General features: G+C 40.6%; 19 protein-coding genes. 9 read left to right on the top strand and 10 right to left on the bottom strand.

What is annotated here, in order from left to right; genetic code table 11:
• Window positions 1-4: 4 nt before the first annotated feature.
• Both R8N23_RS19520 and R8N23_RS19515 read right to left on the bottom strand, forming a co-directional pair.
• Window positions 5-979, bottom strand: a complete 975-nt coding sequence (locus R8N23_RS19520) for a hypothetical protein (RefSeq protein WP_318173289.1) — start codon at window positions 977-979, stop codon at window positions 5-7.
• A 75-nt stretch (window positions 980-1,054) separates the two neighbouring features.
• A complete protein-coding gene (locus R8N23_RS19515; RefSeq protein ID WP_318173288.1) occupies window positions 1,055-2,158 on the bottom strand; it encodes an AI-2E family transporter in 1,104 nt (367 codons plus the stop codon).
• Between the two features lie 222 nt (window positions 2,159-2,380).
• Between R8N23_RS19515 and nadA the strand changes: the two genes are divergently transcribed.
• From nadA to R8N23_RS19500, 3 genes are all read left to right on the top strand, one after another.
• Window positions 2,381-3,340 (top strand): quinolinate synthase NadA, encoded by a 960-nt coding sequence (nadA, locus tag R8N23_RS19510; protein WP_318173586.1) that lies wholly within the window; start codon window positions 2,381-2,383, stop codon window positions 3,338-3,340.
• A 3-nt stretch (window positions 3,341-3,343) separates the two neighbouring features.
• Complete coding sequence (gene nadB / locus R8N23_RS19505; protein WP_318173287.1) at window positions 3,344-4,897, top strand: L-aspartate oxidase; 1,554 nt, start codon at window positions 3,344-3,346, stop codon at window positions 4,895-4,897.
• Window positions 4,898-4,958: 61 nt separating this feature from the next.
• Window positions 4,959-6,509, top strand: a complete 1,551-nt coding sequence (locus R8N23_RS19500; RefSeq protein ID WP_318173286.1) for a peptidase — start codon at window positions 4,959-4,961, stop codon at window positions 6,507-6,509.
• A gap of 4 nt (window positions 6,510-6,513) precedes the next feature.
• Here R8N23_RS19500 and R8N23_RS19495 read toward each other — a convergent pair whose 3' ends face one another.
• The gene (locus tag R8N23_RS19495) at window positions 6,514-6,828 is read right to left on the bottom strand and encodes a Yae1 family protein (protein WP_318173285.1); all 315 of its coding nucleotides are present in this window, start codon (window positions 6,826-6,828) and stop codon (window positions 6,514-6,516) included.
• 203 nt (window positions 6,829-7,031) lie between these two features.
• Here R8N23_RS19495 and R8N23_RS19490 point away from each other — a divergent pair, with 203 nt between their 5' ends.
• The 4 genes from R8N23_RS19490 to R8N23_RS19475 are packed head-to-tail and all read left to right on the top strand — an operon-like array spanning window position 7,032 to window position 12,223.
• Window positions 7,032-7,727 (top strand): TetR/AcrR family transcriptional regulator, encoded by a 696-nt coding sequence (locus tag R8N23_RS19490; RefSeq protein ID WP_318173284.1) that lies wholly within the window; start codon window positions 7,032-7,034, stop codon window positions 7,725-7,727.
• A complete protein-coding gene (locus R8N23_RS19485; RefSeq protein ID WP_318173283.1) occupies window positions 7,724-9,448 on the top strand; it encodes a peptidase domain-containing ABC transporter in 1,725 nt (574 codons plus the stop codon). Before R8N23_RS19490 ends, R8N23_RS19485 begins: the two co-directional genes overlap by 4 nt.
• 2 nt (window positions 9,449-9,450) lie before the next feature.
• Window positions 9,451-10,812: an HlyD family secretion protein gene (locus R8N23_RS19480; RefSeq protein WP_318173282.1), complete on the top strand. Its 1,362-nt coding sequence runs from the start codon at window positions 9,451-9,453 to the stop codon at window positions 10,810-10,812.
• Window positions 10,805-12,223, top strand: a complete 1,419-nt coding sequence (locus R8N23_RS19475; protein ID WP_318173281.1) for a TolC family protein — start codon at window positions 10,805-10,807, stop codon at window positions 12,221-12,223. The genes R8N23_RS19480 and R8N23_RS19475 overlap by 8 nt, the downstream gene beginning before the upstream one ends.
• Before the next feature lie 36 nt (window positions 12,224-12,259).
• On the opposite strand, the gene R8N23_RS19470 is transcribed toward R8N23_RS19475, so the two are convergent.
• The 6 genes from R8N23_RS19470 to R8N23_RS19445 all read right to left on the bottom strand — a co-directional run bounded on the left by R8N23_RS19470 (window position 12,260) and on the right by R8N23_RS19445 (window position 18,429).
• Window positions 12,260-12,580, bottom strand: a complete 321-nt coding sequence (locus R8N23_RS19470; RefSeq protein ID WP_318173280.1) for a DUF6686 family protein — start codon at window positions 12,578-12,580, stop codon at window positions 12,260-12,262.
• Window positions 12,581-12,624: 44 nt separating this feature from the next.
• The gene (locus tag R8N23_RS19465; RefSeq protein WP_318173279.1) at window positions 12,625-13,563 is read right to left on the bottom strand and encodes a DUF6607 family protein; all 939 of its coding nucleotides are present in this window, start codon (window positions 13,561-13,563) and stop codon (window positions 12,625-12,627) included.
• Between the two features lie 5 nt (window positions 13,564-13,568).
• A complete protein-coding gene (locus R8N23_RS19460; RefSeq protein WP_318173278.1) occupies window positions 13,569-13,991 on the bottom strand; it encodes a DoxX family protein in 423 nt (140 codons plus the stop codon).
• A complete protein-coding gene (locus tag R8N23_RS19455; RefSeq protein WP_318173277.1) occupies window positions 13,988-15,361 on the bottom strand; it encodes an HmuY family protein in 1,374 nt (457 codons plus the stop codon). Before R8N23_RS19455 ends, R8N23_RS19460 begins: the two co-directional genes overlap by 4 nt.
• Before the next feature lie 7 nt (window positions 15,362-15,368).
• Window positions 15,369-17,633, bottom strand: coding sequence for a TonB-dependent receptor plug domain-containing protein (locus R8N23_RS19450; protein ID WP_318173276.1), 2,265 nt, complete (start codon window positions 17,631-17,633; stop codon window positions 15,369-15,371).
• 160 nt (window positions 17,634-17,793) lie between these two features.
• Entirely contained in the window at window positions 17,794-18,429 is a 636-nt protein-coding gene (locus R8N23_RS19445) for a response regulator transcription factor (RefSeq protein ID WP_318173275.1), read from the bottom strand.
• A gap of 178 nt (window positions 18,430-18,607) precedes the next feature.
• On the opposite strand from R8N23_RS19445, the gene R8N23_RS19440 reads away from it, so the two are divergent.
• On the top strand, window positions 18,608-18,970 hold the full coding sequence (locus R8N23_RS19440) for a response regulator (protein ID WP_318173274.1): 363 nt from the start codon (window positions 18,608-18,610) through the stop codon (window positions 18,968-18,970).
• A 25-nt stretch (window positions 18,971-18,995) separates the two neighbouring features.
• Window positions 18,996-19,502, top strand: coding sequence for a hypothetical protein (locus R8N23_RS19435; RefSeq protein ID WP_318173273.1), 507 nt, complete (start codon window positions 18,996-18,998; stop codon window positions 19,500-19,502).
• A 13-nt stretch (window positions 19,503-19,515) separates the two neighbouring features.
• Here the strand turns inward: R8N23_RS19435 and R8N23_RS19430 are convergent, their stop codons facing one another.
• On the bottom strand, window positions 19,516-22,842 hold the full coding sequence (locus R8N23_RS19430; protein WP_318173272.1) for a CHAT domain-containing protein: 3,327 nt from the start codon (window positions 22,840-22,842) through the stop codon (window positions 19,516-19,518).
• Window positions 22,843-22,916: the final 74 nt, after the last annotated feature.

Raw genomic sequence — 22,916 nt, 5'->3', positions numbered from 1 at the left:
GTTCCTAAAATCTAAATCCATAGGCTACTATAAATACTTGTTTTCTTGTCAATCCATCAGGATTTACTTCCCTATCGGTAATTTTATGTCCATAAGAAACCTTAAGGCTGTTGGTCACATCAAAATTATAGGTGAAACTGGTTAATAAGGTAAGTGCAAGGCCTGTGGTACCTTCCAACTTCATGTATTCTCCTGTGTCCCTGTCGGCTATTTGATCTTTGGTGATTCTGTAAATAGGAAGTAATCCTACATTGAAGCTGTAATTTGAAAACCTGAAATTCCTTTCTACCCGGAGCATTACGTCGGTTCCTCTTTTTAAATGTGTGGCGTTGTCATAGGTCAGTACGTAGTCAAAGTCGGGATATACTGGAGACTGCCATTCCCCTCTCCAGAACTCGTTATTGTTAGCCGTGAGCGCCATTTGTATACCTGTGGCAATCAGCCACTTTGAATTAATCAAAGAAGCACCTGCGACCAGGTCATAGCTGCCTAAACTTGTTTGATAATACATGGGAAGCGATAAGCCTTCAGCTTCGGGGTTTTTTGATCCGCTATCTTTAATGTTGGCATCGTTGCTTGGGATTTTCATCCCAAGTGTAGCATTCAAATCATACTTTTCGGTGCTTTTGAGCCGTTGTGTGGCGCTCAATGAGATGTCACCCATGCCTGCAGTATTATCAAAATTACCATTTACCCACTGGTAGGGAACTTTGATTTGAAAGCCTAAATTTTGCGTAATAGAAAAGGAAGCATCTAAATTGGCCACTTGGATTATTGGAGAAGTGGTGGTTTCGCCATAGTAGTAGCTGACCTCAATAGTTCTCAATTTTAATTTGACTTTTTTGTTGTAAGCCTGATCTGGTTTCATGGCTCCCATGGTACAAAACCCTGCATCGCTACAGCCTTGAGCCAACACTTGTTGATCAATCACTAGCCAATGAGCTAATATTAGCACAATTCCCAAAATTCTTTTTTCCATAGCTCGAAATTAATGGTTGTATCGTATTGCTAAAATTTCTTAGTTCAACACAGGTTTTTATTCGATCAATCAAATTTAATCTTCGGTTGAGTCTTCGGCAATATCAGTAACTATGGGATCTGTGCTTAAGTTCCCACTTTCTGATAACGCCACCGCAACAAATCTGAGACTCGGTATTTCTTCGCAAACAATGATCATCATAACAGTGATGGGCACACTCAGAATCATTCCCATGATCCCCCAAATAGCACCCCAAATTGTCAGAGAAAGAACGACCACCAACGAACTCATATTCAGCGAATTTCCCATCATTTTGGGTTCGATGATATTACCAACGATTACCTGAATGACTCCTACAGATACTAGTATGTATACGAAAGGAGCTAATTCACCAAACTGTAAGATGGCAAAGAAGGCTGGAAATAGAGTGGCTATCAACGATCCCACCGTTGGAATATAGTTCAATACAAAAATCAACATCGCCCAAAAGAAAGGGGAATCAATGTCAAATAGAATAAGCACCACATAACTTAGTAAACCAGTGATGAAACTCACGAAAGTTTTCAATAGCAGATATTGACCGATGTTTCTGTCCATTTTATTGAGCAGGCTAAATTTCTTTTTACGCGTTTCGTCGTTTGGATAGAATGCTTCCATCTTTTTATCGAATACGGTTTCTTCGATCAATAAAAAAATGATATAAATCAATATCAAAAATGCGTCACCAAAAAGTGTAGTGGCTGTATCAATCATCATGCTGATGTACTGCGTCAAATCCGCATTTGATACGTAGTCTATGAGCTGTGAAGAAACATTGATGCCGGCCAGTCCATCCAATTCTTCTAAAGCCAACAGCAGATTGGCCTGATATTCTTCCAGGTTTTCGGAAAGGTGAGACATACTGGCATAGAGCAATTTGCCTACAACAAAAAGTATCACATTCATAAACAAGAACGAAAACATACTCTGTGCCCAGACGGGTACTTTATCTCTTATAATCGGGATTCTTACTAAATATTCTCGTGCTTCATGAATGATGAACCAGACCAGCATAGCTACTATAAATGGAATGACATACTGTTCAGAATAAGACAGAATCATAACCACCGCCACGGTGCTGATCAGTAGGTAAGTAATTTTAGCCAGGTCGGGAGTTTTGACAGAGTTTAGCGCAGACATTGTTTACGTTTTAGTTTTCTATGGTTGAGTCGCTGGTATGAATATTTAACTTCTAAAGATATTGAAAAAAATTAGCCAACCATGTCAAAAAATCGTTGTGACTGCAAAGTTTATTTTTAGGGTCGCTTTCGCTGAACCCCATGATTTACATTAAATTTGCCGTATCAAGTAAAAAACAAGCTTTCACGCCATTTCAGAGGAGAAAAGAAAGCATTTCGAGCCATGGAGCAATTGGAATTAGTACCAAAGACCAGAGCAGAGTATCTGGAAGAAATAGTCAGGTTAAAGAAAGAAAAGAATGCCGTACTACTCGCGCATTATTATCAGGAGGCTGACATTCAAGACATTGCAGATTTTGTAGGAGACAGCTTGGGCTTGTCAAGGAAGGCGGCTGAAACCGATGCGGACATTATCGTATTCGCGGGCGTACATTTTATGGCTGAAACAGCCAAAATCATCAACCCTACTAAAAAGGTAATTCTTCCGGATGTAAATGCTGGATGCTCTTTGGCGGAGTCGGCTCCTGCTGGGCCATTCAAAGAATTTGTGGAGGCTCACCCTGACCATATCGTGGTTACTTATATTAATTGTACTGCTGAGATCAAGGCGATGAGTGATATTATCTGTACTTCATCAAATGCAGTGGATATTATCAATTCCCTTCCTAAAGATCAGAAAATCATCTGTGCTCCGGATAGAAATCTGGGCGAATATTTGATTCATCAAACTGGCCGCGACATGGTACTTTGGGATGGTGCTTGTATGGTACATGAGGCGTTTGCCATGGATAAGATTTTGGATCTTCATAAAGAGAATCCTCAAGCAAAATTTATCGCACATCCAGAATCTCAACAGCAGGTATTAAGGGTGGCTTCTTTTGTGGGTTCTACAGAGAAACTCCTCAATTTCGTGCAGACGGATGAAGCAGAAGAATTTATTGTGGCTACCGAGGCCGGTATCTTGCATGAGATGCAAAAAAGAGTGCCAAACAAACGATTGATTCCGGCGCCAGCGAAAGAAGACAACACCTGTGCTTGTAGTGAGTGTCATTTTATGAAAATGAACACTTTAGAGAAGTTGTATCTCTGCCTCAAAAATGAAACTCCAGAAATTGACGTACCCGAAGAAATAAGAAAAAAGGCGCTTGTACCTTTAGAGCGTATGTTTGAATTGTCAAAGTAATTAATGGTCAAACACGATTTTCTTATTATCGGCTCCGGCCTGGCTGGATTGACTTACGCTTTAAAAGTAGCTAGGCGATTTCCGGACAAAACAGTAGCCATTGTCACTAAGGCGGCAGCCAACGAGTCGAACACTAAATATGCTCAGGGTGGAATGGCTGTGGTTATTGATACCGTTACAGATTCATACGACCAGCACATCGAAGATACACTCATCGCTGGTGATGGATTATGCGATCGCGACATAGTAGAAATGGTGGTGAAGGAAGCACCAGATCGGTTGAAAGAATTGTTGAGCTGGGGTGCAGAATTTGATAAAAACAACCTAGGTGATTTTGATTTGGGTCGTGAGGGTGGACATTCACAAAATAGAATCCTTCATCATAAAGATATTACCGGGTTCGAATTGGAGGAAACGCTGTTGGAGCAAGTCAACCAATGTAGCAATATAAGTCTACTTAGTCATCACTTTGCAGTTGACCTAATTACGAATCACCATATTCAGGAGTGGAAGGGACGTGAGGACAACAAGTGCTATGGTGCTTATGTTCTGGATGAGGAAACAGGGAAAATTGAAACTTACCTTTCCAAGATTGTACTGTTAGCTAGTGGGGGGATAGGCCAGGTCTATCAAAACACCACAAACCCTAAAGTAGCTACTGGGGACGGAGTGGCGATGGCTTATCGAGCCAAAGCTTTGATCAAGCATATGGAGTTCGTTCAATTTCACCCTACCGCATTGTACGATACAAGACCGGGGCAGACCTTTTTGATTTCTGAAGCTGTGCGTGGGTTTGGAGCGATTTTGCGCAATAGAAAAGGCGAACTTTTTATGGCAAAGTACGACGAGCGAAAAGAGTTGGCTTCTCGTGATATTGTCTCTCGTGCAATAGATAGTGAATTAAAGAAAAGTGGAGATGAACATGTCTATTTGGATTGCCGCCATTTAGACCCTGATGGTTTTGAAAACCATTTCCCTAACATTATTCAGAAGTGTAAGGAATTAGGTATTGATTGGAAGCAGCGTATGATTCCTGTGGTGCCTGCAGCACACTATTTGTGTGGAGGCGTGGCCACCAACGAATTTGGACAAACCCAAATTGCTAGTTTGTATGCTTGTGGAGAATGTGCATGTACAGGTTTGCATGGAGCAAATAGACTGGCTTCTAACAGTCTGTTAGAAGCATTGATTTTTGCCCATCGCTGTTATGAAAAATCGAGTGAAGAAATAGAAAAAGTCTTAGAACTTGCCGAAGTTCCTGACTGGAGTGAAGAAGGGACAACCAATCCTAAAGAGTTGATTCTGATTACACACAACAAGAAAGAGGTGCAGGCCATCATGAGCAACTACGTGGGTATCGTGCGATCCAATGAAAGACTCAATCGAGCGTCTAACCGTCTGAAGGTACTTTATGAAGAGACAGAAGATCTTTACAAAAGGACCAAGATTTCGCCTCAGCTTTCAGAATTGCGTAACTTGATTACCATTGCTTATCTTATCGTAAAACAGTCCCAAGCAAGAACCGAGAATAAGGGCGGCTTTTATAAGGAGGCCTAAAATGATAAGGGTATTCGTCTAGAATATCGTTTATTTACATAGACATTAACTGACTTTTGATATGACAACAAAGCTTCGAATTTTAGCACTGCTTTCTTTTTGGTTTATTTCCTCTTGCGACGATGGTGTTGACCCTGGTTTCGTTTTACCAACCGATGCGGATTTGTCCGATGCTTTTTATATTCATATCAATTTGAATGATCGGTCTGATGATACCTTTAAAGTAGAAATGTATGTGGATGGTTTATCGGATGATAATAATATCATCCAGTTTGCAGCCACCGTACCTGGAACTTACGACATTTCTAACGTAGGGCGTTTCGTTGATAACCTTCAGGTTTTTGATGAAGAGGGTAGTGAGATTGCCAGTGGCCCATTGGCCACGAACCAATGGGAAATTGCTGATCCCGCTTCTGCGCACAAAATCACTTATGAGGTAAAGGAAACATTTGATACTCAAGTTTCAGAATACCCTATTTATGCTATGGCAGGTACTTCGATTGAAAATGATCATGTACTTCTAAATACGCCAATGGTCATTGGTTACCCAGTGGGTCTGAAAGACCGAGATTATTTTGTGTCGCTTTCGTATCCTGACCATTGGACGGTTGGTACTGCACTGCCAGAATCGAGTAGCAATGTCTATCAGGCTACGGATTTTGATCACTTGGCGGATTCTCCGTTATTGGTAGGTGAGATGACCAATGCCTCTACAACAGTTGGTGGAGCAGATATCAATGTGTATGTCTATTCAGAGGGAGGTCATATGAAAGCTACCGAGATCTTAGCGGATGTAAATCAAATATTACTTGATGCGGAAGCTTTTTTGGAAGTATTGCCAACAGACCGCTATGATTTTCTCTATCATTTTGGCGATGTTCATGCTGGTGCTTTAGAGCATTCTAAGAGTTCCGTTTATGTGTTACAAGATGCCCCATATAGTTCCAACTATGCCAGTGGAATCAAAAGTATTTCTGCTCATGAGTTCTTTCATGTAGTGACGCCATTGAATATCCACAGTGAAATCATTGCAGATTTCAATTTCGCGGTTCCCACACCTTCTCAGCACTTATGGTTGTATGAAGGGGTGACTGAATGGGCATCTGATTTTATGCAATATCGAAATGGCTCGATGCTTCTAAATGCTTTACTTGGTCAGATGCAGACCAAACTATCAGTAAATGATAGATTCGATCCGAATTTCAGTTTGCAACAAATTGGGGCAGAGGCTTACACCACATATGGTGGTGGTCAGTTTGGAAATATCTATAATAGAGGTGCTTTTGTAGTCAGTTTGCTGGATATCCGTTTGTTGGAATTGTCAGGAGGAACTAAGGGAATGAGAGAAGTAGTTCTCGAATTGGTAGATACATTTGGACCCAATAAAGCTTTTTCTGAGGAAGGTTTTTTTGATACTGTCGTAGACATGACTTATCCAGAGATAGAGACTTTCATTAATGATTATATCAAGGGGACTGAAACGCTTCCAGTTCAGGAATATTACAATAAGATTGGTATTGAATACGATGCCACGGATTTCAGTTTTTCTAAAATGAGTACGCTTACTGCGGAGCAAGAGGCTTTATTTGATGCTTGGTCAAAGAATATGTAATGAGCTACCAGCCCATTCTACATTCTTCATAACCTCTTTTCTTTCCTGCTTCATATCCAGCTTGATAGCCGGTCTTTTTGCCTTGCGTAAATCCAGCTTCATACCCTTTTTTATGCCCTACAGCATGTCCTTCTTCATGACCCTCTTCTGCACCTTGAAGTTGACCTGCCTCAAAGCCACTTTCAAAGCCCTCTTCTCTACCCAATGCCAGACCTTCAGTTTTGCCTTGCTCGATACCGTCTTTAAGCCCTTCTTCGTAAGAGCGACATGAGGTGAATAGAAGTAGGGAACAGAATAATGTATATGTAAGTCTTTTCATATGAGCTGAGTTGATGAAATATAAATTTAATGTGAATAGAATATAATTATACTAAGATTACGGATTATCTCAAATAATCTACTCTGGCCGAGGGCAAAAGAGAATAAGTAAGCGAAGGGCTCGTAGGGTAATTATCAGTATAAATACGGAAGGTAGCTAAGAAGAATATATTTACTTTTGTGCTTGATAGTAATACTATTATAATGTCTAGTATAACAATAGTCCTTGCAGATAAGTATTTCAAGAAAGACCCTCAGTCATCTGACCTTGGGCGAAAAATTGTGAGTGAAGGCTTGGCGATGTTGGATGAGCTAGGTTTTGAAGAGTTTACCTTCAAAAAATTGGCAGACCGAATTGATTCTACGGAAGCGTCTGTCTACCGCTATTTCAAAAACAAGCATAAACTTTTGGTGTATTTAACCACCTATTACTGGTCGTGGTTAGCTTATGTCATTGAATTCGAAACTCATCATATTGAAGAGGCATCTGCAAAACTGGACCGTGTTATCGATATTATTTGTCACGCTTATGATTTACCAAAAATATTAGACTTGCCAAGTCTTAATATTTCAAAGCTTCGTCGCGTCATAGATAACGAATCAGACAAGACCTATCTAAATCGTCAAGTCGATGAAATTAATAGAAAAGGGCTATTTACAGGGTATAAAGAGTTATGCGGAAAAATTACTTCAGTCATACAAGAACTAAAGCCTGAATACCAATATCCAAAAGCTTTGGTAAGTACCATATTGGAGGCGTCGCATCAGCAGACCTTCTTTGCACATCATCTGCCTTCTTTGACAGAATTGGAAGTCAATGGCCATTGCGTTCTAGAGAAGCAGAGTGCAGATTTCATCAAACACACCATTAGTTCAGTTTTAAAAAATCCTGAGACATGATAGAAAGTAAGTTCGTAGCCGAAAAAATTAAGCTCTCTCCATTGATGAGGCTATTTAACATGCTATCGCTGGATAAACGAGAAATTTTTATCATATACGCCTATGCGATATTCAATGGGTTGATCAACTTGTCCCTTCCGTTGGGCGTACAGGCCATTATTGCGTTTGTGATTAGTGCCGAGTTTTCAGCTTCCTGGGGACTTTTGATATTTATAGTAGTGATAGGCGTGGCGGCTTCTGGGGTCATTCAAATTTTACAGCTGTCGTTGACGGAACTACTTCAGCGTAGGATATTTACAAGAGCATCATTTGAATTTGCTTATCGCATACCGAGATTTAGGATGGAATCGGTAACCAGTTTCTATCCACCGGAATTGATGAATAGATTCTTCGATACACTGAATGTACAAAAAGGTCTGCCAAAGATTCTGATTGACTTTTCGAGCTCTACGTTACAGATTTTATTTGGGCTGATACTTCTCTCCCTTTATCATCCATTCTTCGTTTTCTTCGGATTTTTATTAGTTGGCTTGATGATTCTCATCTTCTATCTCAGTGGACCAAAAGGTTTGAAGACGAGTATTTTGGAATCGAAGTACAAATACCAGGTGGCACACTGGTTGGAGGAGCTCGCTAGAGTCATGGGGACATTTAAACTTGCTGGTGAAACCTCTCTGCCCGTTGAGAAGACCAATGAATATGTAGCCAATTATTTGAAGTATAGAAAGCAGCACTTTAAAGTGCTGATCTTTCAGTTTTCTAATATTGTAGCTTTCAAAACAATTATTACTGGAGGCCTCTTGATATTAGGGAGTATTTTGGTAATCAATCAGGAGATCAACCTAGGGCAGTTTGTGGCTTCGGAGATTATTATTCTTTTGGTACTCAGTTCTGCTGAGAAGCTGATTCTCACCATGGAGACCGTTTACGATGTGTTGACAGGTTTAGAAAAATTGGGACAAGTGTCGGACATTCCTTTAGAAAAGGAAGGAGGATTATCTCTTTCGGAAATATCGAATAACAAAGGGGTTTCGGTAGAACTTTCGAATTTGTCTTACACTTTCGAGGAAGGAGGTAAAAAGGCACTGGACAAGATCAACCTACACGTGAAGGCTGGTGAGAAAATTGCGATTACCGGCAATAATGAATCAGGAAAAACGACCTTGATATCTGTTATTTCGGGTCTTTATCACAATTATGAAGGGTCTATTTTGTTTAACGGCATTCCATTCGCTGATATCGACATCACGAGTTTTAGATCCGTCGTAGGGGATAATTTGGGTTTACAGGATTTATTTCATGGCACTTTGGCTCAGAATATTTCAGTAGGCAAGGACGATGTTTCGGTGGAAGACATTCTTCGAGCCATAGATCAAGTAGGACTAAGTGATTTCTTAAAAAATTTACCGAAAGGTCTGGCTACTATGATCAGCCCTGAAGGCCAGGGACTGACTGATAGTGTGAAACAAAAATTGATCTTAGCCAGAACTTTGGCGGAGAGTCCAAAAATCGTTGTGATGGATAATGCGCTGCAAGGTTTGGATTTCGAAGATCGGAAACGAATTAGTGAAATTCTCACCAGCAAGGAACAAGATTGGACGTTGATGACCGTGACCAATGATCCATTGGTTTTACAAAACTGCGATCGAATAGTTACACTGGAATACGGGAAAATAGTAGATATATCTCCCTCAAAAATTAAATCTAAAACGAAGAAATAACTATGTTAAATATTTCGAGCAATCCCATGGATAGAGATGAGATATTGAAAGATGTTTCATCGTATCAGGAGGTCATGTCTTCTCATGCCACCAGAAAATTTGTATACCTACTTTGCGGAATTTTTGGTTTAATCATTATCAGTCTTTTCCTGCCTTGGACTCAAAATATTCGAGCCAGAGGAACATTAATCACACTTAGTCCTGATGGGAGAGAGCAAGCCATTAACTCAGTGATCTCTGGACGGATTGAAAAATGGTATGTTAGAGAAGGGCAGCTCGTCGCCAAAGGAGATACCATTCTCCATATCTCTGAAATGAAAACCGAATATTTGGATCCAGATCTTGTAGGTAAGACCCAGAATCAGGCCATAGCTAAAAAAGCATCCAAGGAAGCTTATGTAGACAAAGGAAAAGCATTAGATCAACAAATTGCGGCATTGCTCCGCAATAGGGCTTTGAAACAGCAACAAGCACAAAACTATCTGGAGCAGTCGGCATTGAAGTTGAAATCTGACAGTATTGATTTTCAAACCAGCCTGATGAATCTAGATATTGCGCAAAGACAGTTTGATAGACAGCAGAGATTATATGATCAAGGATTGAAATCATTGACCGAATTGGAAGGAAAGCGACAAAAGCTGCAAGAGTCAATCAATAAAAATATCTCCGCGGAGAACAAATGGCTAGCCAGTCAAAGTCAGTATATAAATGCTGAATTGGGCTTGAGTACTGTAGAAAACGAGTATCGCGAGAAAATAGCCAAGGCGAGATCAGATAAGATGTCCGCGCTTTCAGGTGAAATGGAGGCAGAAAGTGAGTATAACAAACTTTCCATCAAGCAAGAGAGTTACTCGCGGCGGTCCAGTTTTTATTATATCCTGGCACCTCAGAATGGTTATGTTACCAAAGCGACCAAATCAGGTATTGGTGAGATATTGAAAGAAGGTGAACAAATTTTCAACTTTGTTCCTGAACGAACTGAAATGGCCGTAGAGCTGCATGTGAGACCCCTTGATTTGCCACTGATTAGAGAAGGAAGAAAAGTACGCCTCCAATTTGATGGTTGGCCGGCACTTGTATTTAATGGCTGGCCGGAGTTTTCATTCGGTACATTCGGAGGCAAGATCGTGGGATATGATAAGGTAGCAATAAATGGCACGTTTAGAGTACTTGTGGCTCCTGATGAAGATGAGGTTGAATGGCCAACATTATTAAGATTAGGTAGTGGTGCGTATGGAATTGCCCTGCTCAACAATGTGCCCGTTTGGTACGAACTGTGGAGAAATCTAAATGGATTTCCTCCAGATTTTTATACGAAAGAAGAGAAGGAAGCAAAAAAAAATAAAGGAGTAAAGTATGAATAAGCTCTTGATTTTGTTGGCTTTGTCTTTCTGGCAGATGCCAGTTTCTGCTCAACACGACACACTTCGTCAATTGAGTTTGACGGAATTCTATGGTATGGTACGAAATCATCATCCCATTGCTAAACAAGCAAAACTCATTTTAGAAAGAGGGGAGGTAGTAGTCAGTCAGGCTCGTGGGGCTTTTGACCCTAAGCTTGTTTCTGAGTATCAGACCAAACAGTTTCAAGGGAAGGATTATTATGATGTTTGGGATAGCTATGTGAAAGTGCCGACTGTGCTCAATGTAGATTTGAAAGCAGGCTATGAACGAAACAGCGGACAGTTCTTAAACCCTGAACATACCGTTCCTTCGGATGGACTTTATTATGCCGGTGTCAGCGTCCCTTTGGGACAAGGTCTAATTCATAACAGCCGAAATATTAACCTGAAAAAGGGTATGGCCGAGCAGCAGAACCTGACAAGCCAGGCGAATGCGGTTTATAATAACCTCTTGCTTGATGCTAATTATGTATACTGGAATTGGTTTGAAACCTATCAAAAAATGAAGGTTGCTGAAGAAAGCTTGGACTTGATCAGTGAGAGATACGACGGGATTAGAGAATCAGTCATCAATGGAGATAAGGCTGCGATAGATTCAGTGGAGTCACTTATTCAGGTACAAACCTGGAGGAACGAATTAAATAAGTCGAGATTGAATTATCAGAATGCAGCGTTGCAAATGGAGAACTTTGTTTGGGACTCTACTCGAATTTTTGCTTCTCACCCTGATACTGTCTGGCAAAAGCAAGAAGTGCTGGTAGTAGATGAATATGTCAATTTTGCGATATCCAATCACCCAGATCTAAACGCCATGCAGGCCGATTTGCTGACTTTAGAATTGGACAGAAAACTAGCGGCTGAGAACATCAAGCCAGTATTGAATCTGAATTACAATTTCCTAATGGCTAGTGGCAATTCTTCTGATGAGTCCATGGCAGGGCTGAGTAATAACTACAAGGGTGGATTCGAATTCAGCTTCCCATTATTGATTCGAAAAGAACGCGCTAAATTGAAGCAAGCCAAAATCAAACTCGAAGAAGGAGGCTTGAAATTAACCAGCAAATCTCGGATGGTAACTAATAAAGTTTTTCAATCCTATGGTAAAATCATTGTGCTACTGGAGATGTTGGAGGAGCAGCGGAGAATCGTTGAAAATTATCAAAGACTTTTAGAAGGTGAAAGAACAAAGTTTCAAAATGGAGAGAGTTCTGTATTTCTAGTAAATAGTCGTGAAAACAAAAAGATAGCGGCTGAAATGAAATTAGTCAATCTGGAGGCCGAATATGGCAGAGCCATCGGCATGGTGAATTGGTCAAGTGGATACTTTGCAAGTCAGCTTGAAAACATGCAAGCGCAGCGAGGTTCCCAGTAATTCGAAAAGTGAGCCGACTACCTTTGGTATTCAATACTAGATTAACTCGTAGGCACTTAGTAACAATGCACTTTCTTGAAGAATATCCTTTAGTTCCGTAAACTCTTGAAAATCGAGGTTAACCTGAATGTCTTTACAAGGTGTCTTTATGATGATTCGGGCCGATTCATCAGGGAAGTAGACGGCATGATCATCAAAATCAATTTTGGAGTAATTTTCCACAAACTTGCTAAAGCTTTTGTGGGTATAACCAATGAGAAGGTTCTTATAATAGAGCCCTATTCGCTCACAGCAGGCACAGTTGGTAATACTGAAATTAGATCCGTGGCAAAGGATATTTGGGTCACATTTTTTCATAGGATAAGGGATAAAAGTAGGGCGCCGAATGACGCCCTTTGGATTTACTTCAGCGAAGTAAGCATTTGATCGCTCTTTAGGTGTTTCTGAATCACCGCTTTAATTTTTGATTGAGATAGCTCAGAGTTGTAGTCCTGAGTATTGATCATTTCCTTTTCCAAAGCAAACAGCCGTTGAAACATGATCTTATCATCGACTTTCATGTTGATAGCCACGGTTTTCTTTTGTGAGAACAATTCATCCCATACGGTGCGAACATCTGCCCAATACGCTTGATTTTTGTCCCACCATTTTTCGGCCACCTCACACTTGTTATCATCTGTTTTCGTGTACGTGTTCCACCCCTTTTCCTGGGCAAGAAGAATGTCTCCTTCCTCAGCGCGAATGATTTTGTCGTTGTCTTGCTCGTGTACCCAGCCGTAGTCTGTGATCTCCTGACGGTTGATTCTTCTCATCACATTGTAGTCTTTACGTTTGCTGAATTCTCTTCGAGGTAGCGGTGCATCAGCTTCACTTTCCCAGTAGTGCTTGCCATCTACATGTACCCATGTGGCAGATCCTTCGTAGCGCGGGCTATCATCTACCTGATACACTTTTTGAGTCCATTGCCCTTTTACTTCTGCAGGAGATTTGGATTCATACTTCCAAGAATTTTCTTTATAAAAAGAATAAAATTCAGTATTCTCATAGATCCAATCCTGTCTCCAATGTTTGATTATCATGGTGTCACCTATCACCAACAAGTGCTGCAATACGATTTTGTCTTTACTTTCTGAAATAGGGAAAACGTATTCTAATGCACCCGAAGTATAGTTTTCATGGAACTCATAGTCTTTGTCAGGCGCAAAAGTCTCTGCGAAGTTGAAACGTATGTCATAGCAACCGCACATCGCCTTAATCGCTGCGATGTCTTCTTTTTTTTGTTTTTGTCCATACGCCACTGTAGTGGAAATGAACAAAAGTGTGATCATTAATTTTTTCATAATTATTACTTAGTTAAAAATGCGAATTTGAGTTTGGGATAGTCATAGGCGAGTAGAGCCAGATTAACAAGAAAGTAAAATCCGGTCATCACTAATTCACCTACATCATGTGGTTCAAGAAAAAGATGGAAGAAAAAAATATTGAGTGAAATTGGAACTAGTATGACAGCCCCTAAAAGGGCATAGAGCTGACTGATCAATAGCAATCCGCAGACAATTTCAACCACTCCTAGCTGAGGCCAGAAGTAGCCCGTACCTTTCAATCCTCCAATCATGGCCTTTATTTTCACTACATGGTCTGGTAGTTCCACCCCTTGTTCGGTAGTCGGTCGTGGAGGTTTAGGAATAAACTTTTGTACACCAGCGTAAACGAATAGTCCACCGAGGGCTATTCGTGTTACTAAAATCAGAATCCTAATTTTTTTCATTGTAGTAGTTCGTATGCAATTCCCGAATATCCACGTTCTCCGTTATCAGCACTATACATACTGGTAAATTGCAGTTTATAATAATTGCCTTCTGAATCCTTGATGACATAGAATCTGTCTTCTTTCAGTGAAGGTTCTGAGTTAGGGCCACCGCCATTTCTCCAGTTGGATCCGATGATATGTTGGTCTGAAGATAAGGTTTGTGATTTGGCGTCTTCCAAGCTGAAGGATTCATAAGAAACGACATCGCTTATTAGGACTTCTACAGCTTCTGTGTCATATCTATTGATGATGATAAAATCATTGTAAGCATAAGGAAGAAAGTACCCGTAGTTGATCACATTCGTAAACGAACCATACATGAAATCCCAGCTTTCTTTCGCGGGTTCAGCGTTTGCTGTGCCGTTGTCCAAATCAAAGAATGAAAAATTGTGGGTTTCATCTTTGGCTATATCAACCGTTGAAAAGGTAGTGGCACCTATGTCTGCATACTGGAGTGTATAGCCATTCCCGTTTTGTAAAACGCGGATTTTTTTCCAATGACGATTTTCGCCATCACGGCTCACTATATAAACTTTGTTGTCTTCATTGGCAACAGCTACTTTATTGAGCGCCAAGGAATCTAGATCGCCGTCCGGGCTATCTACCCAGTCTGTAGCATCGCCATTGTAAGCGGCAAAACTTTGTGCCGCGCCAAAGCCAACCGTGTCAGCTGCCGTCACAAGGGTCAGATCAGTGGCATCAATTTCTTGAGCCATCATTTGAGCACCGTTATTTATGATCACACGAAAATCATCACCTGAAGAAAAGCCTAAATCCCAGCTGTATTTGTCTATTTTGGTCTGACTGATTTTGCTCAAATCGAAATACGCTTGATGCGAAAATTCGGCACCTCCCGCATCTAGTACAGTTTTGCCGGATGGTGCTACGAAGTTTTCAGAAAAGACAACCGTAAGTACTGTTTGATCGCCTAAGTCAAGCACTTGGGATTCATCAGAAACGGTAAGCGTAATAGATTCATCTTCTTCAATATTTAAAGAAGAACCAGTTATAACAGCTACAATAACGGATTCATCACCTATCGCATAAGGGAGATCAATTTCATTTTCTGTGGCTAATGGTGAAGTATAAAAATCTTCTGATTCACCATAGTTGAGCACTTCACTTGAGATTTTAATAGAAAGCGATCCATTAGTTTCTGCTGGTCTGGAAAATGAAATTTCCAGGTCAACAGACGGGCTGCTTTTCGAAATGCCCGCTTCTGAGTTGGAGAAGTTTACCTTTACGGGAACAGCTTCATCTTCCTCGCAAGCAGAGGTTCCGAATAGAATTAGTATAGATAGTATAAATGTGGTTATTTTATGATTCATGATATAATTAATTAGAAATATTGTAATTCAGTTTTATAAAATAGGAGCGGCCATAAGAGATAGAAGTTTCACCTGCATCAGAGCTCGCATGTGCTCCAGTTGTATTTCCATTGTTACTGACAGATGTGACGTTCAATAGATTTTTTGCGCCTAGACTGAAGCTAAGGGATTGGAAAAATTTTTTCGACAAGGTCAGATCCCAAAAATGAAATCCATTGAGTTGCCTTAGTTCTGGTGTGGTCGATCCATCTGTTTGTGTGATCGCACGGTATTGTTTTGAGGCACCTGTGAATTTGTAGAAGCTAGCGAGATTGATGCCTGTATTGAATATGCCGAATTGTACATTGGCAATGAATTCTGGGGAGTACAAAAATTGAGGAATATCAAATGTGCTGGCGTTGCTGCTGAAGCTGTGGTATTGTCCAATATAAGAAAAACCGAGCTTGGCATTAACAGAAGCATTTTTGTAGTTGACGAATCCGGAGCTTCCCAATGTTTTATATCGAAGCAAATTTGTATATGTGGTGGCTTGATTAGCTCCTTCTGGAGTGAAGTAAGTGATACGATTATGGATGTCATTGTAAAATCCTTTAATAGAAAAGCTCCATGCAGTGCTTGCGATTTCATGGTTGAAGTCTCCATTGATATTATTGCTATGTTCGGGCTTCAGGTCTGGGTTGCCAAGGATATTGTGATTGCTATCCACAAATTCATGATATAATTCTCGTAATGATGGTGCTCTAAATCCACGACCATAACTTAGCCTAAGTTGGGAGTGATTGGTTAAGTCATACTTTAGATTGATAGATGCAGAAGGGTTTGTGTTGAAAACCGAATTGTAGGTAAATCTGATACCTGGTCTTACTTTGATGTGTGAGGCCAGCACAATTTCGGTAGAGGCAAAAAATCCTAGATTGTTCATGTGCTTTTCGCCATCATTGAGGGTGGTGCCTTGAGCTGATTCGAATACCGCATCTACGCCTAACTGAGTGTGCCACTCCGATCGTCCGATGGTCCATTGGATTACATCATCGAGTGTATGTCTAAAGAAAAAAGAGTTGAATGCGATGGAGTCTTGACCATCCGAAGTAGTGACATTTGCAACTCCAGGTATCAAGTAGGATTTGAATCTATGAGTCAATCGGTCATAATCAGAGTAAGAAACTACAGTCTGTATGGAGCCTTGTCCCAGTGTGTATTCAGCTTGAATTTGATGCATCCATCTGGAGGTCAAATAGTTTTTATCAAACGCATATGGGTCGTCCTGATCGGTAACCGGCTCCGGTTGCCCTTGGTTCTCAATGGTTTCATTGAGGTAGTCTAGCCTGTAGTGAATATTGAGATTTTTTTTACTGAATCGGATAAGACCAGATTGAAAGAATTGAGTTTTTGGGTACCAAAGTTTATCTCTACCTGTACCTCCCCACCCACCAAATTTTTGATATCTGCTTTCAGTTTGAAAAGACCATGAGGAATTTAGGATATAGGATGCGAGAAGAGAGGTGTTGTGAATGCCTTTGTCAAACAGCTGATATTCCTTACCAGCTGTTTCTTCTTGCAGGCTTAGGTTTAATGACCATTTTTTGGCGTCTGGCTGTTTAGTAATTATGTTGATCACACCGGCTAATGCATCAGCCCCATAATTGACAGCCATAGGACCTTCCACAATTTCGACCTTTTCTATTGAATTGATATTGATCTGGCTCAGGTCAATTTCATTGCTCATACCGCTTCGGCCTATTAGAGGAACACCATCAACTAGAACTTTAATATTCTGTCCTGACAAACCTTGAAGACTGGCGTTGGAGCTACCCACAGCATTGTCTCTTTGAAATCTAAAATTAAGTTCTGAGGCTAATACTTCTGGAAGGGTTTGGGCGGCCTGTGCTTCCAACCGATTCTTATTTAGTACACGAACGTTATATACTGAATGCTTCGCGGATTGAGGTTGAAATTGGCCAGTGATCACCACTTCTTCCAGGGAGTTTTCTTTTGGTGTTAATTGCCATTGGAGTTCACCTTGTTGATAGACAGTGTCTACCCGAGTTTCATAATTGAGATGCGTCGTTGTGACTACGAAAGGAGGTGTCAGATTGATGTTCGCCAGGCCTGCCTCGTCGGTAACATAAGTCTCAGAGGAATTGGAAAATGTGTTTATCCGAATTGCAGCATGTGTAACGGGATCATTCTGATTCAGTAGTTGAATTTGCTGTCCGATACTTTTTCCAGCAATGAATAAAGTGAAAATCCCTGTAAGTGCTAATTTGATCATTTTGCTTATTATTTAGAATCATTCTAAACAATGCAAAATTTGGTAAGTTAAGATTCTTGTGCAATCGCTAGAGATAAGGAAATAGAGATCACTAGGCGTAGTAAGTAGGAAAGAATTTTCTAGCTAATGCTAGTGACCAGCAAGGGAGTTTTGGGAGGGACTAAAGATCGATAATTCCAAACTTCACTGCATACACAATCAATTCTACGGGTGAAGTGAGTCCCAATTTTTTGAGCATATTTTTTCTATGGGAATTGATTGTATGGGTGCTCACGCTTAGCTTTTCCGCTATCTGCTGTGTAGTCAATCCTTTCACCACCCATTCCAAGACTTCAATTTCTCTGCTTGAAAGAATTTCATCCCCTTTTACTGCTTTCTCTTGAATTTGCGGTTTGATGAGCACATCCAGTATGTCGCCACAATAAAAACGTTTACCTAATCGAATGCTTTCGAGGGCAGTTTTGATTTCCTGGGCATCACAGTGCGTCGTGAGTATTCCGCGAATGCCCATCTCTTTCAATTCTTGAATCAGGGAATGATCAGCCAGGTCAACTACGAGCAGAACATCAATATTAGGTTGAAGAATGAGTTGTGCTATTTGAGGAAGTGATTTGTTTCCCTCTTGTGATAGGTCAGCCAAAATGAGATAGTTAGATAACCCATCCATTGGAGAAAGGTTACCCAATGTTTCCGAAGTTCCCACCAGCTGAAAGTGTTTAGAATCAGTGATGATCTGCTTCCAGCCCATCAGGGAAACGTAATTGGTATTGACAAGAAAAGTGCGAGTTGCTGGCAATATTTTCTATTTAGAATAATTCTAAACAAAGCTAGGTGGCATTCTCCGGTTTTGCAAATTGTTTGGAATGATTCTAAATAAACAACTCTGTTTTGCTCAAATTATTTACACCCATTGGGTCAACATCAATTCATTGATTATATTTAGTTGAACTTCCAGCATCTAAATAAGATTCAACATGACAACAGTATTAGTAGTAGACGATTCGAAGTTTCAAAGAGAGACCATTAAGAACATTTTGGAAGAGGGTGGATATGAAGTGATAGGAGAAGCTGCCAATGGCGAAGATGCTATCAAATTGGCGCTTATCTTAAAGCCCGAAATTATTACGTTGGATAATGTATTGCCAGATATGTTTGGACTAGATGTAATGGATGAGCTGAATGATGTTGATTTTAAAGCCAAGGTGATTATGATCAGTGCGGTAGGTCAGGACATCGCCCAGCGCGAAGCCAAAGAGATTGGTATTTTAGAATACCTTGTCAAGCCATTCGATAAGCAAGATCTACTCGATAAAGTATTGAAGCTGGCTACGATGTAGATTGAAGCTGTTGCCGAGCTAAAAGATGAGCGAATCCCATTCACATTTTCAAATTCGACCAAGGTTTAAAGTCAATCTATCTCAGTCTCCAGATCTTATTAAGAGTCAGCTTGAAGAAGGATTAAATAAGGGTGATTCTGGAATCTATGGAACACTCATAGACGGTCATGCGACACTCTTATTGCCAAAAGAAGATCAACATTATTGGTCACCACAGTTAGGTTTAAGTTTTGAGTCTTCTGATTCGGGAAGCCTCTTGAGAGGACTGTACGGTCCAAGGCCGGAAGTCTGGACCATGTTTGTGCTTTTCTATTCTATTATTGGTTTCGCTGCTTTGGTGATTTCCATTATTGGTTATAGCAATTGGTCCTTAGGGCAGTCTGCCCAGGTTCTATGGGCAGTCCCTGTATTGATGGTTGTTTTTCTTACACTCCATCTGGTCTCCTATTTTGGTCAAAAAATGGGGCGTAAGCAGATGACTCAATTGCACACCTTTGTGGAAAGTGCCTTGAACATTCAAATAAGAGAGTAATTGGTTTCAATACCTATCTCCCAACAATATTAAATGCGCCCCAGTATTTTGGATTGGGGTGCTTGGCTTTGAGTTGAAGCTGAGCATTTCTGAAGGCCACGTGTTTGTCTTTGTTGGTGCTAAGATTTTTATAAAAGTTAATCATCAAGTCCATGGTGGTTTGGTCATTGACTTTCCAAAAACTCATAACTACTGACTTACTTCCTGCAATCAAAAAAGCCCGTTGCAAACCATAGACCCCTTCTCCATTTTCTATGTGACCCATGCCAGTTTCACAGGCAGATAGTACTACCATTTGCGTTTCGTTTAAGTTGAGGTGCATGGCTTCATACGCGGTAAGTATACCATCATCACCGTCTTCATACTTGTTCTGAAATTTGCTGGAAGCACCACTCAGAAAAAGGCCAGAGTAAAAAAGTGGATTGTCCTTGGGGCTGGTTTCCTGGAAGTATCCATGCGTGGCAATGTGCAAAATGGTGGTGTTGTTCAACTCCTTAATTTTCTCTTCGAGTGCGTCTTCTCCGGTGAGCACTTTTGTTTTCCATTTGGTCTGATCCAGTATGGATTCTATAGTGGTGACTTCTGTGTAAGTTCCTGGTAGTGGGGCAAGATTTTCTATATTGGTGAAAGCACGTGTGGCGATGGTTTTCTGATCATTATCAGGCGTAGTTACACCTGTCCCCAGTTGGTAAGTAGGGAATCCCACCAATAGAATATCGCCACGAACTGGTAAAGGCGAATTTGGTTTGAGGAGGTCACGGGTACTGGTGACTAAATGAACATCTAATTCGTCAATTACAAATTGACCAGAGGCAGGGTTCAAAAGAGCGTTGACATTTATTTTATGATAAATGCCGTCACCCGAGAGGTATACGCGATCTACATCAGACAGTTGATCAGTAATAGGCTTCCAAAAGGCCTCATAGGACTTACGGTCTTCTAGTTCAAACGAAATGGCATTGCTATAGGCTTGATAGTTCTTCCCTTCTAGTTCATTTCCGTTTTTGATATGTACATAACTAATTTTATCGCTCCCTTCCTTCAAAATTAGAGCGAGATAATTCACTTGTTCTGTAAACTTTCCTCCTTTAGAAAAGTCGAATGTTCTGAATCTGACCATCTCTATGGCAGCCTCTCTGGGTGCCAGTACTTGTTTTACTTTATGCACCAACTCAGGTTCAAAAACTGAATTTGTAGATGGCTCCATGCCCATATTCAGTAACTGAATTTGAAGGCTGTCAATATCGTGCTGAATTTGCTTGGTATCTAGTCTACGATTGTTCTTTTCTTCGGGACTGAGAGACACTGATCTGGCCAACAAATTTTTCTTATCCATCAGAACTTGATATGTGCTTTTCAGGGACTTGTCCTCAGAGGCAAGCATGGCCTTTTGAATTTTCATTTGATCGTTGAACAACACACCCTTGAGTAGTAATTGATTTTCAAGAAGTTGGGTTAGTATATTTTGATCAAGCTTTGTTTCGTATACGGCGTAAGAGTTGAAAGACTCGAAATGTTTTTTCACATCTCTATAAAAAAGCAGTTTGCCATTTTCACTCATTGCTGAGAAATAAGTGGAAATTTGATTGATTAGCTTTTGGTTAAGTGCTTGATAGTTTTTTGCAGCTAATTCCTTCTTGTTCAATTTTACAGACAAGCCTACATATTTTTCGAGAAATGGAATGAGGGTGGGATGATCAGGGGACACTTGCTCTACCTGAGAGAAATGATCAAAGGCTTTTGAAATATACTCCCATGCGATTTTGTAGTCACCTAGCGCATAATAAACTTCCGCACTACCCAAATCAAGCACCGAATTTTGATCGGAAAAGTCATATGTTTCACGAGTCTTATTCATCTGCAAAATTATCGTCTTGGCAGCATTCATTTTGCCCAACGCAACGTATGAAAGTGCTAATTCTTTCTGCGCTACTACGTATTTCATTTCTGTTGGGCTTTGAATTTCATCAAGTGCTTTTTTATGGAAATAAACGGCACTGTCGGCTTGCTCCCATTTTCGATAATAGCTACCGATGTTAATGTAAGCATCGTACAGCTGACCGCGCTGATTGTTCTTTTCCAGATAGCCAATTGAAGCTCGAGCATAAGCAATTGTTTTGGGGTAATCCCCCCAGGTGTAATACACCATCGAGAGATTGGCAGCGAGGCTGGCTTGGTCTGTGGTGAGGTTGTTTTTGATGGACAATTCAAGGGCTTGTTTCCCCGTTTGTGCAGCTGCGCCATAATTTCCGATCTCTTGGTAACAATGAGTCAACCAAGATAAGATGGAAGCTTGCCAGGCCGGTTGCGCTAAGGCATAGTCGCCGTAGATGTCATTGGATTGATGCAGCACATTGATAGCGGCATAAAAATCAAACGCTTGGGCTAAAGCTACTCCTTGACTATAGTATGTAGGATATCCTAGGGCATCGACCGGGGATTCTTCTTTTGTTCCTTGGAAGTTGTAATTGGCCAATTCAGGATAGTTTTGAATATAAAACGTCAATAATTGCTCGGTGGCTGGATTGTCTTTGAGTGCAGATTTGATCAAGGGTATAGCCGCTGGTGTATTCGAACTCATCAGCTCTACGCCGGCCAAATACATCTTAGCATAGCCGAAGTCGGGGAAATAATCGAGGCTCTGTTGGAAATGAACCCTCATCTTATCCAAATCACCTAAGGCCCAATATACCTGTCCGAGTGCGAAATTGGCCTTGTAGTTTTTAGGTGAGATTTCGAGGGCTTTTTCGTAATGAAAAATAGCCTCGTCTGCATTATTAAGGTTGGTATAGTATGTGCCTAGTTCCTGATGTAATTCAAATAAATTGGGATCTAAAGAAAATGCTTTTTCTATGTAATCGTGTTTTACTTTGCTGGCGAGATCAATATTGACCTGAGTCCACAAGTAATAATATACTGGCCCCGAATCGGGAAACTTCGATTTGGCTTCTTCAAAATCTAATGTCGCTCGATCTACCTTACCGTTGTACAAATACATCTTCCCTCTAAAGAGTAGATAATCTACTTCGTGACTATCCAGGTTCGTCAATTGATTAGCCAGCTCGAGTGCATTGCTATATCTGGTTTGCGCCTTTTGTGATTGGCCATTCAAGTTGAGTTGATTGCCCAATTCGAAGTTGGCATTAGCCAGTCCCCATAGGGCTTCAGCGTTTTGCGTTTTGTCCCAGGACTTTTGATAGGCCTGAATGGCTTTTGAATAGTTCAGGTTTTTTAAAAAATCATCCCCTTGATTAAGCAGCTCGTCTGTTTTTCTGTTCTGACTTAGAAGTAAACTAGAGGCGAAGCAAAGGATAGTAAGAAAAACTAGATTTTTGGTCATAGGTGTATGCATTTAGCGTTTGCAAGTTGATATGATTCGGTGAGCATTCAAAATAGCTTATGCACATCTCGGAG

Source organism: Reichenbachiella sp., from assembly GCF_033344935.1.
Taxonomy (GTDB): domain Bacteria; phylum Bacteroidota; class Bacteroidia; order Cytophagales; family Cyclobacteriaceae; genus Reichenbachiella.
Note: the sequence above shows the minus strand (reverse complement) of the source record. Positions and strands in the feature narration are given on the sequence as shown.

What these genes read in the sequence shown, in the direction of transcription:
- R8N23_RS19520 (WP_318173289.1), bottom strand. Translation starts at nt 979, where the DNA reads ATGGAAAAAAGAATTTTGGGAATTGTGCTAATATTAGCTCATTGGCTA.
- R8N23_RS19515 (WP_318173288.1), bottom strand. Translation starts at nt 2,158, where the DNA reads ATGTCTGCGCTAAACTCTGTCAAAACTCCCGACCTGGCTAAAATTACT.
- nadA (WP_318173586.1), top strand. Translation starts at nt 2,381, where the DNA reads ATGGAGCAATTGGAATTAGTACCAAAGACCAGAGCAGAGTATCTGGAA.
- nadB (WP_318173287.1), top strand. Translation starts at nt 3,344, where the DNA reads ATGGTCAAACACGATTTTCTTATTATCGGCTCCGGCCTGGCTGGATTG.
- R8N23_RS19500 (WP_318173286.1), top strand. Translation starts at nt 4,959, where the DNA reads ATGACAACAAAGCTTCGAATTTTAGCACTGCTTTCTTTTTGGTTTATT.
- R8N23_RS19495 (WP_318173285.1), bottom strand. Translation starts at nt 6,828, where the DNA reads ATGAAAAGACTTACATATACATTATTCTGTTCCCTACTTCTATTCACC.
- R8N23_RS19490 (WP_318173284.1), top strand. Translation starts at nt 7,032, where the DNA reads ATGTCTAGTATAACAATAGTCCTTGCAGATAAGTATTTCAAGAAAGAC.
- R8N23_RS19485 (WP_318173283.1), top strand. Translation starts at nt 7,724, where the DNA reads ATGATAGAAAGTAAGTTCGTAGCCGAAAAAATTAAGCTCTCTCCATTG.
- R8N23_RS19480 (WP_318173282.1), top strand. Translation starts at nt 9,451, where the DNA reads ATGTTAAATATTTCGAGCAATCCCATGGATAGAGATGAGATATTGAAA.
- R8N23_RS19475 (WP_318173281.1), top strand. Translation starts at nt 10,805, where the DNA reads ATGAATAAGCTCTTGATTTTGTTGGCTTTGTCTTTCTGGCAGATGCCA.
- R8N23_RS19470 (WP_318173280.1), bottom strand. Translation starts at nt 12,580, where the DNA reads ATGAAAAAATGTGACCCAAATATCCTTTGCCACGGATCTAATTTCAGT.
- R8N23_RS19465 (WP_318173279.1), bottom strand. Translation starts at nt 13,563, where the DNA reads ATGAAAAAATTAATGATCACACTTTTGTTCATTTCCACTACAGTGGCG.
- R8N23_RS19460 (WP_318173278.1), bottom strand. Translation starts at nt 13,991, where the DNA reads ATGAAAAAAATTAGGATTCTGATTTTAGTAACACGAATAGCCCTCGGT.
- R8N23_RS19455 (WP_318173277.1), bottom strand. Translation starts at nt 15,361, where the DNA reads ATGAATCATAAAATAACCACATTTATACTATCTATACTAATTCTATTC.
- R8N23_RS19450 (WP_318173276.1), bottom strand. Translation starts at nt 17,633, where the DNA reads ATGATCAAATTAGCACTTACAGGGATTTTCACTTTATTCATTGCTGGA.
- R8N23_RS19440 (WP_318173274.1), top strand. Translation starts at nt 18,608, where the DNA reads ATGACAACAGTATTAGTAGTAGACGATTCGAAGTTTCAAAGAGAGACC.
- R8N23_RS19435 (WP_318173273.1), top strand. Translation starts at nt 18,996, where the DNA reads ATGAGCGAATCCCATTCACATTTTCAAATTCGACCAAGGTTTAAAGTC.
- R8N23_RS19430 (WP_318173272.1), bottom strand. Translation starts at nt 22,842, where the DNA reads ATGACCAAAAATCTAGTTTTTCTTACTATCCTTTGCTTCGCCTCTAGT.